This window comes from Paenibacillus sp. 32O-W, assembly GCF_007679495.1.
GTDB classification, from domain to species: domain Bacteria; phylum Bacillota; class Bacilli; order Paenibacillales; family NBRC-103111; genus Paenibacillus_L; species Paenibacillus_L residui.
On the sequence record NZ_VEGP01000097.1, the window covers coordinates 1 to 13,163 of the forward strand.

The window sequence follows — 13,163 nt, forward strand, 5'->3', positions numbered from 1 at the left end:
TTGTTCCTGATCAGGAGTCGGTTTGATTCTGACTTTTTTCGCAAGAATCATCTTCCATCAACTCCTTGAGCATCTTTTTCGCTTTGTTCGCTCGTTTCCCTTGTAATTGACAACTAAATACGGTGACGATTTGGATCAGGTCCTCCACTAATTCTTGTTCCTCCGTTTTCTCCGTATGATCGATGATTTCTATTGATGTTCCAAGTTGGCTGCATAAATTCTCCATGAGTTCATAACCGAATCGAAGCAGTCTGTCCTTGTACATCACGACGATTTTCTCGGGCGCGGGAAGAAAGAATGAGCTCCAATAGTTGGTTTAAACCTTTTTTTGTTATAGTTGATGCCGCTGCCAATATCCGAAATGATCTCAAACGAATATCCCTTGGCAATCATGTACGTTTTGACGTTTTCGATCTGGCGTTCAAGATCGTCTTCTGCTTCGGACTAGACACACGAGCGTAACCAACGACGATTCGCTGCACAGGCTCTTTCTTGCGTAAAAGCTCGTTTAACTGTGTTTGGGAATAGTACCTGTATCCGCTGCGCTGACATGATGGTGTTTTAGCTTTCCTTTTTTAAATATACGTATAAGTTTTCATCTATACCTGTTCTTACCACGTTAGAAAGTTTAAGTGCATTAAAGCATTAAAATGGAACAAACTTTCTAATTGTCATAAAAAGCTACCTTTAAAACCGGGTTATTCTTCTTCGAAGAGGCTTCGTTAGGAGCTTTTTTATATTTCATAGGTAAACAACGCCCGTCCTAAGGACGGCGATAGCCGTTTATCCTTGTCCCATATCCTCAAAGTTTGCTGCGTAACGCCAATCATCTTCGAAAAGTCGCCAATTCCGTACAGCTTTATTACATCACCTCTATAGCATTAATAAGCTTCTCGGAAATTGATTTCCGTTGTAGACTCTGGCTTTTCAGCCAGGGTCTTTTATTGTTTCACCCCAAAACAGGGATGCGAACAAACTTTCCTCTTGACATTTTCGAAATCCCCCAACAATCGCCGAGAAGGCATTTTTTCCTGCCTATCTCTTTGAGAATTGGGTGATTGTTGTGAAATTGGTTTCCCGCACTCATCAGAATTACTTGATCTTTGTGACGGAGCAACTTCACAAGGAGTACGGCACTCCTGCCGATTTAGCACTACTGCAACAGTTTTACAGCGATTTGATTTTCTGGATTACTCCTGTCGATTTATCCGCAACTGCTTCCTTGATGCGATCGGGCTACTCCCCGAAAACCAAAGGTCGAAAACCTCGCGATCCCTCTGACATGTTGCGCAGTACGCTTTTGATGACCAAGCTTGGGATGAGCGTGGATGATTGGGTTTGTGCGCTTCGCACCACGCCTGTTTACGCCATTCTCAGCGGCTTCGCTCCTGGCGATACGCCCGGCGTCGGCACCTTCTACGACTTCTTCCGAAGGCTTTGGAAGGCATCCACTCCACATAAGACGGGACGCAGGAAACGCCGCTTGAAGAAACCGCGAAAGAAAGGTAAGAAGAACGAAAAGCAAGAACCCAAAAATCCGAAGATTACGGAGAAGCTCGTCTCCCGCGTCCTGCGAGAGGAGAAGATCCATTACACGCCAAAAGAACATGACCTGTTGCAACACCTGTTCCAGACGTTGTTCGTCCTGCCTTCTGCGGCGAAAGGTTTGCTCGGCGATACCCGTAACTTTCGTGTCATTGGCGACGGCTCCCCGGTAGCAACCGGAGCTCGTTCTTACGGAAAGTTCCTTTGCGACTGTCGAAAGACAGGCAACTGGAAGTGCGACTGCAAACGTCAATATGCCGATCCCGATGCCGATTGGGGCTGGGACAGTTACCGTGAAAGATATTACTACGGCAGAACACTGTATATGTTCTGCGCGGCGGATAGTCCGTACAATCTGCCGGTCTATCCTCGTTTGTTCCGTGCCAGCCAACATGACACGGTGTCTTGGGTTTGCGGGTACCGCGAGCTTCGTCACTGGTACCCGCAATGGAAGCTGGGAGAAGCGATTCTGGATTCCGCCCACGACGCTCTTCCCATCTATACCATGCTGGAACATGATGATGTTTCCGCCATCATCGACCTGAATCCCAGGCGTTCCGGCAAATTGGTATCTGGCGATATTACCTTTGGCACAGACGGCGTGCCGGTCTGTCCCATCGGTCGAAAGATGATCAACTGGGGCAAAAACTCAAAAAGTTTCCGGAACAAGTGGCGCTGCCCGGCCAAAGTTGGAAAGTGGGAGTGTCCTCATCCCTGTTCGGAATCGGAGTACGGTCGAACTGTATACACTTCCACGAAAGATAACCCGCGCTTCTTTCCGCGCATTCGTCGCGACAGCAAGGAATGGACGGAGCGCTACGCGCTGCGAACTGGCGTCGAACGCTGCATCAAGCGGCAGAAGGTGGACTACAAGTTAGAATCCTCCCGCGGCCGCAGTTCCCGTCATTGGAACATCCGGGTTTATCTCATTGCCATGTGCCAGCATGCAGATGCATGGCTCGAAGAAGCGAAGAAACAAAACCGGCTTACGTCCGTTGCGGAATGGTTAGAAACCATAGCCTTGATGGCGGCGTAACTTGTGTTTCAATGCATACTTTTTTAAAAACCGATAAACTTCGGTTTCTTTGGCATGCCCATTCTTGAAAACAGCTTTCATACGCACCATTTCATCGGCATATTTGCCTTATTCACCCCTCAATTGGACTCAGAATGACTGCTTATTTCCGAGCCTCTATATTAAAACATTAGAGCATTTGTTATAGAGTATACTAAAGATTAATAGACATTGATTAGCTGTTGTTATCCCTCCTTCATGTTCTCTAGTCTTATCATATCATAATCAAATCAGGCAAACACTGGAAAATGCATAAAGGCCAAGACTTTCAACCACGTTCTATTTCCCCTGTAACGGTATTTCGGCCTATTTGTAACAAATCTGTCCCAATCCTTAAATGGATATCTATGGTAAAATAATAGTATAGTAGCCTATAAAGAACAGTAAAGTGGAGGAGAACAAGCTATGAAAAAACTAGACGGAAAAATAGCGATTGTCACAGGCTCAGCCATGGGAATCGGTAAAGGAATTGCTACCGTGTTAGCAAAGCATGGCGCCCATGTCATTCTGTATGATCTGAACGATAAGGTATTCGAAACGGCCCAGGCCATTGAAGCGGCTGGCGGCCGGGCTTCCGCCTATCAACTGGACATTACCGACCGGGAAGCGGTTAGCCGAACGACTGATGATGTGGCTGCGAAATATGGAGCGGTACATATTCTCGTCAACAATGCCGGGGTTATCAAGCTTGCCCAGTTTACGGAAATGAGCGATGATGTGCGCGACTTCCACTTCCGGGTAAACATCAATGGAGTATGGAATGTCACCCGCGCTGTACTACCCTATATGAAGGAGAACAAATACGGCAAGATTGTTAACATGTCTTCGGTAACCGGCTATATGGTCGCCGATCCGGGCGAAGTTGCTTACGCCACCTCGAAGTCCGCAATTATCGGCTTCACTCGCTCGCTGGCCGCTGAGGTTGCCGAGCATGGAATTACGGTCAACGCCATATGCCCCGGATACATTCATACGCCGATGGCTGAGCAGATCGGCAGCGAATCCAATCCGGAGGATCCGGGTTCGGTCATCCAAGGAATAGCTAACGCCATTCCGTTAAAGCGGCTGGGCAAACCCGAAGAAGTCGGCGAACTGGCAGCCTTCCTCGCCTCCGATGAATCCAGTTATATTACCGGCACCCAGGTAGTTATCGACGGAGGCAGCACACTGCCCGAAACGGCATCGGTAGGAGTATAACAAGCAGATTCGGGCACTTAAAAAAGGCTGTCCTTATCGGACAGCCTTATTGATCTTCACTTTGATTAAGAAAGGAAGACCGGTTAACGGCTGTAATCCTTCACTTCAATAATATCCAGTATGAAGATAAACATCGGAATGCCGATAATCAATCCCCATACACCGAAGAAATGCTCGCTGAATATAAGAACCACGAACGTATAGAACACGGGCAAGTTCGTCTTCGAAGACATGAACTTCGGATTTAGGAAATAGGCTTCAATCGCATGGATGACGGCAATCATTATCAATATATAGATGACTTTAGGAATTCCCCCGATCGTAAAGGCAATGGTGCACAAGGGAATCAACGAGATGATCACGCCCGCCACTGGAATCAGTCCCAGGAGAAATATGAGCACGCCGAGCGCAAATAAATGGGGGAAGCCCATAAACCAGAGAACGATGACTGACAGGATGCAGTTCACGATAGCGATCATGAACTGGACCTCGATAACCTTACCGAAGGAACCGGCGAACTTTCTGCCGAAATACTCCAATTCCTGGTAGAAAGCGGAAATTTTACTCGTTCTCAGCTTGTCGGTAAATTGCTTAATTCTCTGTTTCTCCAACAAGAAAAATAGACTCAATATTAATGCCAAAAAGATGCGTAAACCCCATTTGCTAATATTAGAAAGTGATTTATACAGGAAATCGAAGCCCTTCTCCATATACCCGGTCAGCTCAATTTCCTTAATGGCATTAACAATATAGTTGACTATTTCGTTGTCCTGAGGCTGTGTATAAAATTCCGTAATCTGGCGAATTAACTGTGAGATTTCAATAATGATGACCGGAAAAAATTTGTACAAACCGGCACCCAGGCCGAAGACGATGGCGATATACAGCAGAAGGACTATCAGTTTATCATTGACTTTAAAGAGCTTGTTCAAATTGGTCACAACGAAATGTTGGAGACGGTTCATCAAAAAGATAAAAATAAACGTAATCAAGATCAAGTCCAAGATGCTGCGAATTCCATATAAAATAAGAACGATGGTCGCCAGAATGACGAACCTGCGGAATCCCCTGTTTTGAAATAAAGCTTTGGCCTCCAGCATACACACAACTCCCGTCCGCTTTCTCAGTACTTATCTATTATACAACGCCGCCCCCTGTCAAAGATAGCCAGCAGTCCGCAAATTTTCTTTCTTTCTCGACAATATCCCCACATCTCTCAGACAGCAAAAGACCGAATAAAAAAGACAATCGGAGCTATAGTATGCCCCGATTCTTCCTTTTTTATCCATATTACTTAATCCCAATCCACATTATACAAAAATTCAAATCGTTTCATGTTCACCGATGGTGGTACTAGCTTTAAAACGGCGTTATGGAAACATGATCCTTTATTTTTCGTGATGCGCTTAATAGTGATCCGCCACTGATGAATAGCGCAATACATACGGCTACAGAGGCAACCAACAACAGAGGTGCTCCCCAACCTTGCAAGCCCATAATTCCTGTGCATGCCCAAAGAGTACCGAAGAACGCCATGAAAAACACACCAGACGCCATTCCGCGAACCGCAGAACCACGACCATGGACAGTTATTGTAGGTTGTGTCATATATGGGACTCTCCTTTCAATTGCCTTGCAGCGGAGATTCAGGGTCTAACTAGGGGTCAGTATCTATTAAACTGATAAAGACTAAGGGGTCTTCCTATTTAGACCATACTGCCTGACTAACCGCATACTCGATGTACTGATTTTGCAGGCCATCCGAGGCACGAACAATAAGTTTATTTCCCCGAAAGAGTATCGAAAAGCTCGGACGAAATTTAATGGTCTCTGCAGTTACGAACAAAAGTTGCCGAGAAGAGTCAGCAGCTTGGCTTGGCAAATTCATTGTTATATAAATAAATCTGCATTTTCCTTAACCCACGCTGCGAATGTGTAAGGTTGGAGTCCCGTTACTTCCTTGACGGTCGGCAAAACCGTACTGGCCGATTCAGGCGGATTCAGGTGCCAACTGATTACGTAATCAATTGCTTCTTCCTCTACCCCCATTCTTCTCATCTGTTCGCGTTCTTCTTCGGAGCTCTCGATAAACTGAATTTCTCGTCCGATAACCTCGCCGATGATCCGCACCTTATCTTGAACCGACAAACTTTCCGGCCCTGTTAATGTGTAAATTTTACCTGCGTGGCCATCCTCGGTTAACGCAACCGACGCGACTCTGCCAATATCCGCCTCATGAACAGGAGCAATTCGCGATCCGCCGAACAGATCACGCACAACCCCTTCGGAACGTATGGCGTCCGCCCATTTTCTTGCATTTGCCATAAACTCGAAGGCTTGAAGCTGCGTCCACTCCAGACCGCTTGCCTCAACTGCCCGTTCAAAAGGGCCTTTCTCCCCATTCCATAGAACGGTAACCCTTCGCACCCCGGCTCTCTCGGCAAGTTCAACGATTTCAGGCCCCGTCTGTAACGGAGTATATTCGGCGCCTGTTGTAATCAAGTGAATGCCGCTTACGTCCGCCAGCGCAGAACCTAACGTACTTGGATCGCTTAAATCACCTGTAACAACCTCTACACCTTTCGGAAGATTGGCTTTCAACGGATTACGTGTCAATGCACGTACCTTATGCCCCTTTTGAATAAGTTGGTCCACGACATGCCGCCCTACGGTTCCCGTTGCCCCAGTAACTAATATCGTCATTTACTTACCTCCTCATCGTTGTTGTATCATCTGATTGATTTTGTCAGACAATCTATGCTTCGCTTCGGTTAATGCAGCGATTTGTCGGTTTACCTCTTCCATCCTTGACTGGTACAAATGCAATAATTCCTCGCAATAAACGTCCTTTTCTTTATGCGCTTGTTGTTCAGGATATTTGCAGAAGATGATGTCGCGAATTTGGTCAGTTGTCAGGCCTAATCCTAGATAAAGTTGAATAGTGTTAATGGATTCGATCACCCCTTCGTCATATTCTCTGTAATTGTTTTCCCGACGAGAGGCTTTAATCAGTCCTTTTTCCTCATAATAACGAATCGAACGGGCACTCACGCCTGTTATTTTTCTTACCTTTCCTATTTTCAGAACAATCACCTCACAGAAAGGGAATTCTAACCTTATTATAAAGTTTAACATTAGTGTAAAGGTCAAGGATGAAATTCCAAATACTCTTGCCGCCTGCGACGACCGTTAACAGCGCTGCCAATACATACAATGCCGAATCGTCGAAGATGCCGACCAATCCGATGAAATGAATGCCGACGATGAATGCTATCCAAGGCAACACGTAGTCACTTTGATTAAGAAGGTTGCGCCCACCGCCGCCAATAAGAACTCAATGATGATCGTATCAAGGTGTGTCTCGTGCACAACCTTATCCGACAAGGCCGTCGGCGCTTCCCAATTACGTGTGCTGAGGTACACTTCCGCTAGACCAGACTAGCAGCGCGGCGCCGGATCCAGCCCGATCCACAGCTCCATTATCGCGCGGTTCTTGGGCCCATCCGAACCAACAGAAGATAAACATCCTGAGAATGCCGCATACATCGTATAATCCCGTATGGGCTCCATACTATCTCCCTTTGGCGATTTTATCTTTCAGTTGTTTTAGTGTATACTAAAATTAATGAAACGACAAAATCCTGAAAAGAGATGATCGCATGGACATAGGCAATAATAAAGTGCTGAATAAGGATGGCTGTGATATCCACTACTGGATCTCTAAGCGCGGGAATTGCCCATGGCTCATATTTTTACACGGTGCCGGTGCCGACCATGAGATGTTTTCCGAACAAATAGCGGCAGTGAGTCACAATTTTAATATCTTGCTATGGGACGCAAGAGGCCATGGCCTGTCTAGGCCTATGGGGGAGCATTTCAGTATGACATTGGTCGTCGACGATCTAGCTGTAACCGTCAAGACCTATTGAACAATTTTCGCTTAATAATTTTGAACAGTTTTAGCTTGCGAAAATGGTCTGCCGGTGTTTCAAACGGTAACTATCACCACTTAATTGAATGACCTCACTCTTATGCAATATACGATCCAGGATGGCTGTCGTAATCGCTTGATCACCAAGTAATTCACCCCAATCCTCTGGTCCTTTATTTGAAGTAAGGATGATAGAGGTTTGGCCATATAGCTTATTCACAAACTGAAAGAATAAATTCGCTTCATTACGGTCCATAGCCATAAACATCAGATCATCCAGAATCACTAGATCAGAGGAACAGATCCGCCGGAGCTTTAACTGTGAAGACCGTGAAATCACTTGTGTTTTCAGGAAGTGGATTAGGTTGTCCATTGCCACGAAGCTAACTTTGTAGCCGTTTTTTAGTGCCTCCGTGCCTAATCCGATGGCTATGTGCGTTTTCCCTACTCCGGGAGGCCCAAGCAGAATGAGATTGTAATTCTGCTCAAGCCATAAGAGCTCACGAAGCTGCTGAAATTGGCGTTTGCTTAAGGACGGCTGTTCCTCCAGCCGGAACTCATCAAGCGTCTTAATCTCAGGGAATGACGCCCATTTGAACCGCCTAGCAAGTTGTTTCTCTTCCCGGCGAACCAATTCATATCGGAGCAGCCGCTGTAAAAACTCACTGCATGTCCGTTGGTGTTCTTCAGCTTCCATCAGGCTTTCATCAACAATCTGGGCGGCCTCCGTTAGATTTAGCGTTCTCAAACTTTGTTTTAACTGTGTTACGGTTTCGTTCATGTTCAACCTCCTCCCAAAATGCGTTGGTAAATCTCAATATCACGAACTTGAGGCTTGGCTTTCCACTTGGATCTGTCAGATCCAATCAGTTGTTTCACATTACTGCTTTCGGAAGCAGACTTTTCGTTGTTCTTTGAGTAGTGGTTTACAGCATCAGCAAAATCGCTGGCGCGGTACAGTCGATTGGTAATGCAGTAACGGAGAGCTTGATCCACTGCTTCTTCCGTTGCTTGATCTAGCGTCTTTTGAATGAGTTGAAGCTGATCACGGGTGTAACGGGGCTGTAGACGATGAATTTCTTCCAGATAAGGTGAAGCAAGGTCTGGATCGGGAAACTGCTTTTTGACGCTTTCAAGATATGCAGCAATACCCTTCTGGCGATCCCGACGGTGATTTGTGTTCTGAATCAGTTGCCCCCGAAGCTGCGAGAGCTTATGTTCAGCTATGGTCTCACCGGTGTCTACATCGTAGATTTGCAATTTCAACCCATTGACCCGAATGCCGACCTCTTTTGATGTGCCGTCATAAGTCCCAAGGGGAACGGAATACCGGTTTCCTTCATACCAGATCGTGTTGTCCTTCCGCACGGTCCTTGTTATACTCTTACTAGGTTTTTTTATTTTTTCTGGGACCGGGCGAAGGGATTGCTTTTCAATAGCAAACACTTCGGCTGGTATTTTTTTAGTCGTATGATGGATAAGTGCATTTCCTGTTCGGTCTAACCAAGCCAAACATTCCTCATTCAGCTTGTCTACACTGACGAAAACCCGATGGCGTGCGAAATTCTGTTTGACGTATTTCACGACGTTCTCAATTCGACCTTTGCTTTCGGGATCTTGTTTCCGGCACATGTGGACTTGAAAGCCTCGATGGTGAACGTAAGCCGCAAATTCGTGGGTTAGTATTAAATCTCCGAAATTTTCACTGGTAAGCAATAAGTGATCCTGATCATAAACAATTTCTTTCGTCATTCCGCCATAGTATGTAAAGGCTAATTCATGAGCATCGATCACATCCTTAGTCACAAACGGCCGATCTTGCCAATGAACGAACTTGTATCTAGAATGGGATAGAACAAACGTAACGAACCAGCACTTCACGATATTTCCTTGGAGATTCTTCAATTTCATTTCTCCGAAATCTACTTGCATTTGTTCACCCATTGGAGGATCGGGGATAGCTTCGTATTGCCTTTGCTGCACCTCCTTTGGAATCCCATACATCTTACGCAACATCCGAACATAGCTCCTTACAGTGCTTTCCCCAACTTCAATTTCTGGATGGTGCTCCTTTAGCCAATCCCAAACTTGAGCAGCAGAGAGATCGGGATACTCCTTCAACCACTGTATGATGCGTTGTTCGTAAGGGTCTAACTTCTTCTTCCTAGTCTCGAGATCTTCCATGAATTGTTTGAATTCGTCCGGATTCATCTCCAAGTACTTATATACCGTGTTCCTAGAGACCTTCAGTTTTCTAGCGATCTGTGAAATCTTCAATCCCTTCGCTTTCATTTGATGAATAGAGAAGTACATATGCCACCTTGTTAAGCGTTTCATACTCTTCCTCACCCATGATGATTATTTCTAAGATGTATGATATTCAGGGTAGGAAGGTTCGTAAAGTGCTCATTCTTATCTAGCAATTCTTGTTGACTATATTCTAGCGGTTACACTAGCAACGATCATGAATAAAGAAGGCATCGAGAAAGCTACGTTTATCGGACAATCGATGGGCGGGAACGCGGCACAAGAATTCGTTTTTTATTTTCCGGACAGAGTAGAAAAGCTAGTGCTGATTGACTGCACGTGCAACACGATGAAATTGTCTTGGTTAGAAACATTCTATTTGAATATAACTCCTATGTTAATCCGCTTGTATCCATGGGAACACTTGGTTCGTGAAAGTGTAAAAGCAAGTGCTCTAAAGACAGACGTGCAAGCGTATCTAACAAAAACATTTAATCGAATAGGCAAAAAGGATTTTGTTACAATCTTTCTAGCAACCGCTTCATGTCTGCACTACGAGAAAGACTACCGAATCAATAAACCGCTCCTCCTCGTCTATGGCGAGAAGGATGAGACAGGCAATATTAAAAAAATCGCTGCAACGTGGGCATCTAACGAACCTTACTGCACACTTGTAGAAATCCCGCAGGCGAGTCATTGTTCCAATCAAGATAATCCTTCCGCATTTAACCAGGCACTTATTTCATTCTTGAGCGATCGGTCGATCGATGTTAGAGAGGAGTAGTTCTGATCATGCACACACAAGAATTCGAATTGGATGAAGCCAAGCTGTTATTTATAGAGAAACTGGGCGTATATTACGAGGATTATGGCATTCCGCGAATCGGCGGTCGGATTTTAGGACTTATGCTTGTATCGGGCCAGCCGCTGACGGCGGAGCAGATTGCCACCCATCTGAAGGTTAGCAGAGGCAGTGTCTCGACCAACGTCAGGCTGCTGGCGTCGGGGGGGTTGATAGAGCGAATATCGGTAGTCGGAGAACGAATCGATTATTATGACGTTAGCGAATCGATCTGGGAGCGCGCCATTCAGATGAGGATCGACGGGTTTCGAAGCCTGAGAAGAATCGTCGAACTCGGCGAGAAAGCGGCCGAGAACAACGCTGCTTCTGCTGCTAATCGAAACTTACTCGATATGCTTCAATGGGTCGATACGATGACCTCCTGCCATGAACAAGCATTGCTTCATTGGAAACAATTAAAAAGAAACTAATACCAAAAGGTAGGATACTTGCGATCGCGGTGCATGTTGTTAATGACGATCGCGAGGATTACAACCAGAACGGATCCGGTCAATACAGGGGTGAACAAGAATGACCAGCCGCTGCCTGCGAGTATGACTACGATGGGATCGGCGCCCGCAGGCGGATGTGTCGTTTTGGTCAGCATCATGGCCGCAATGGCGGTGCCCACCGCCAGCCCCGTAATCCACACGCCCTCGCCGAAGCTATGATAAAACAACAAGCCGACAAGAGTAGACACGAGATGTCCACCGATAATATTCCTAGGCTGCGAAAGCGGAGCGTCCCAGATTCCGAACGCCAGAACGCAGCTCGCCCCGAATGGTGCCATGATCCACACGACGGAGGTCATGTCGGTCAATAAGGACAGCAGGGCAATTGTAACCAATCCGCCCAAGAAGCCCATAAGCGCATTCTTTGGATTGACCTTTAACGGACTTGCTCCCGCACCCTTCATTTTGGTGAAATACGTTTTTATCAACTTCCCCATACTCCTTACCGTAAATTGGGAATTACCCTTCTTTTATATATAAGCGTCCATCTTCCCCTCCGCACTGACACTCCCTATAAAGAATGTATCGGCCTCGCGTATCCATTCCTGGTATTTGTCGTGGAGAATGTTGCTGCGTTGCGATACCCGTTCTAATCGAAATGCTCGCGCCGTTCCTCTCCGCGATAATATGTTCTCCGGCCAGCTTTGAACCGCCACTTCCCCAACATGGCACACACCGCTCATCGTTTCACCTCCTCCTTTTAATATCTATAACTATTTTATGGGTATTATATAATAGTTTTATTAACATGTAAACACATATTTTGGAGGTTAATAAAGTCCCCCGAAAAAATCCAACATTTATGGTTGGCAACTTTCCCCTCAATTCATAAGATAAGTATCGAATGAGGCCCATAACCGCAATAAGAAACAATACAGCCCCGGCCCCGATTAGTAATGAGGGGGAGTTAAGCGAGATCATCGATTTCTCCTCCGGTCTTCCGGACCCTGTCGTATTTCCGTATCAGGAATTTCAACATTGCATAAACAAAGCGATTGATACTTACAAGCATCAGTTATTCACTTACGGGGATTCCTATGGATTAGTAAAGCTGCGACGGACACTCGCCTCCCATTTAGCAGGAGATCAAATATTTGCTCCACAGGAGGAACGCAGGGCGATCTCGCGTTTGGCCAGTAAGTATAACGTCTATGTCGTAGGGGATGACTACATGGCCGATTTGGGCATTGAGCGTTCTTTCGAGCCGATTTATTCTTACAACCAAACTTCACCCGTCATTTACTTGAAGAGTTTTTCTAAGATTATTTTTCCCGGTCTGCGATTAGGCGCTATGGTGCTCCCAGAAGCGTTGGTAGATACATACCGCATGATTCGGCGATACGCCGGCACATCGCTCTTGTCTCAAGCCGCTCTCGAAATCTACATGAACAATGGCATGTTCGAATGGCATAAGAATCGGATAGCGAGCCGATATGCGGAGCGTATCCGAATCCTGAATGCGGCTCTCCAACAGCATATTGCACAAGGCTGGGTCGAGACTCCCGACATCCTCTCCGGAATCTACGCCCAGTTCAAAATACCGCTAACCGTCAACCTAGAACGTCTTATCGAAAAACTTGCGGAGAAAAACATTCGTGTCAGAAGCGGAAAGCAATTTTACTTGTCGAATTATTTGGATCGGGAGAAGTTTCTTAGGATTAGCGTCTCCAGAGCAAGATCCGAACAGATTAACGAAGGGATCAAGGAAATCATCGAGGAAGTGCGATGAGCTTAACATAATCATAACCACCCGTCCAACGGGTGGTTTGCTCTTGGGGTATAACCCCCTGTTGCCAAACTGCGCCTAAAGACGCT

General features: G+C 46.0%; 15 protein-coding genes and 1 pseudogene. 5 read left to right on the forward strand and 11 right to left on the reverse strand.

Annotated features, from left to right (window positions below; translation table 11 throughout):
- Positions 1-10: 10 nt before the first annotated feature.
- Together FS806_RS23690 and FS806_RS27165 are read right to left on the reverse strand one after the other, a co-directional pair.
- Positions 11-589, reverse strand: a pseudogene (locus tag FS806_RS23690) (IS607 family transposase).
- Between the two features lie 145 nt (positions 590-734).
- Positions 735-863 (reverse strand): MerR family transcriptional regulator, encoded by a 129-nt coding sequence (locus FS806_RS27165; RefSeq protein WP_397348177.1) that lies wholly within the window; start codon positions 861-863, stop codon positions 735-737.
- 191 nt (positions 864-1,054) lie between these two features.
- On the opposite strand from FS806_RS27165, the gene FS806_RS23700 reads away from it, so the two are divergent.
- Positions 1,055-2,581 (forward strand): DDE transposase, encoded by a 1,527-nt coding sequence (locus FS806_RS23700; RefSeq protein WP_144941627.1) that lies wholly within the window; start codon positions 1,055-1,057, stop codon positions 2,579-2,581.
- Positions 2,582-3,025: 444 nt separating this feature from the next.
- Entirely contained in the window at positions 3,026-3,817 is a 792-nt protein-coding gene (gene ucpA / locus FS806_RS23705; RefSeq protein ID WP_144941629.1) for an SDR family oxidoreductase UcpA, read from the forward strand.
- Positions 3,818-3,900: 83 nt separating this feature from the next.
- Here the strand turns inward: ucpA and FS806_RS23710 are convergent, their stop codons facing one another.
- From FS806_RS23710 to istA, 7 genes are all read right to left on the reverse strand, one after another.
- Positions 3,901-4,914 (reverse strand): AI-2E family transporter, encoded by a 1,014-nt coding sequence (locus FS806_RS23710; protein ID WP_186328519.1) that lies wholly within the window; start codon positions 4,912-4,914, stop codon positions 3,901-3,903.
- Between the two features lie 262 nt (positions 4,915-5,176).
- Complete coding sequence (locus FS806_RS23715; RefSeq protein ID WP_186328517.1) at positions 5,177-5,425, reverse strand: hypothetical protein; 249 nt, start codon at positions 5,423-5,425, stop codon at positions 5,177-5,179.
- Between the two features lie 282 nt (positions 5,426-5,707).
- Complete coding sequence (locus FS806_RS23720; protein WP_144941633.1) at positions 5,708-6,520, reverse strand: NmrA family NAD(P)-binding protein; 813 nt, start codon at positions 6,518-6,520, stop codon at positions 5,708-5,710.
- Positions 6,521-6,532: 12 nt separating this feature from the next.
- Positions 6,533-6,910 carry a MerR family transcriptional regulator gene (locus tag FS806_RS23725; RefSeq protein WP_260982235.1) on the reverse strand — a complete coding sequence of 126 codons (378 nt, stop codon included), beginning with the start codon at positions 6,908-6,910 and terminating at the stop codon, positions 6,533-6,535.
- A gap of 1 nt (position 6,911) precedes the next feature.
- Positions 6,912-7,103: a hypothetical protein gene (locus FS806_RS26400; protein ID WP_222126760.1), complete on the reverse strand. Its 192-nt coding sequence runs from the start codon at positions 7,101-7,103 to the stop codon at positions 6,912-6,914.
- 673 nt (positions 7,104-7,776) lie between these two features.
- Positions 7,777-8,529: an IS21-like element helper ATPase IstB gene (gene istB, locus FS806_RS23730; protein ID WP_144941635.1), complete on the reverse strand. Its 753-nt coding sequence runs from the start codon at positions 8,527-8,529 to the stop codon at positions 7,777-7,779.
- A gap of 2 nt (positions 8,530-8,531) precedes the next feature.
- On the reverse strand, positions 8,532-10,085 hold the full coding sequence (istA, locus tag FS806_RS23735; protein WP_144941637.1) for an IS21 family transposase: 1,554 nt from the start codon (positions 10,083-10,085) through the stop codon (positions 8,532-8,534).
- 100 nt (positions 10,086-10,185) lie between these two features.
- Here istA and FS806_RS23740 point away from each other — a divergent pair, with 100 nt between their 5' ends.
- The gene (locus FS806_RS23740) at positions 10,186-10,779 is read left to right on the forward strand and encodes an alpha/beta fold hydrolase (RefSeq protein WP_260982236.1); all 594 of its coding nucleotides are present in this window, start codon (positions 10,186-10,188) and stop codon (positions 10,777-10,779) included.
- Between the two features lie 8 nt (positions 10,780-10,787).
- Positions 10,788-11,267, forward strand: coding sequence for a GbsR/MarR family transcriptional regulator (locus FS806_RS23745; protein ID WP_144941641.1), 480 nt, complete (start codon positions 10,788-10,790; stop codon positions 11,265-11,267).
- On the opposite strand, the gene FS806_RS23750 is transcribed toward FS806_RS23745, so the two are convergent.
- Together FS806_RS23750 and FS806_RS23755 are read right to left on the reverse strand one after the other, a co-directional pair.
- Positions 11,264-11,752, reverse strand: a complete 489-nt coding sequence (locus FS806_RS23750; protein ID WP_260982237.1) for an HPP family protein — start codon at positions 11,750-11,752, stop codon at positions 11,264-11,266. The genes FS806_RS23745 and FS806_RS23750 overlap by 4 nt on opposite strands.
- A gap of 66 nt (positions 11,753-11,818) precedes the next feature.
- Complete coding sequence (locus tag FS806_RS23755) at positions 11,819-12,031, reverse strand: hypothetical protein (protein ID WP_144941645.1); 213 nt, start codon at positions 12,029-12,031, stop codon at positions 11,819-11,821.
- Between the two features lie 161 nt (positions 12,032-12,192).
- Here FS806_RS23755 and FS806_RS23760 point away from each other — a divergent pair, with 161 nt between their 5' ends.
- Positions 12,193-13,077, forward strand: a complete 885-nt coding sequence (locus tag FS806_RS23760) for an aminotransferase class I/II-fold pyridoxal phosphate-dependent enzyme (RefSeq protein WP_144941647.1) — start codon at positions 12,193-12,195, stop codon at positions 13,075-13,077.
- Positions 13,078-13,163: the final 86 nt, after the last annotated feature.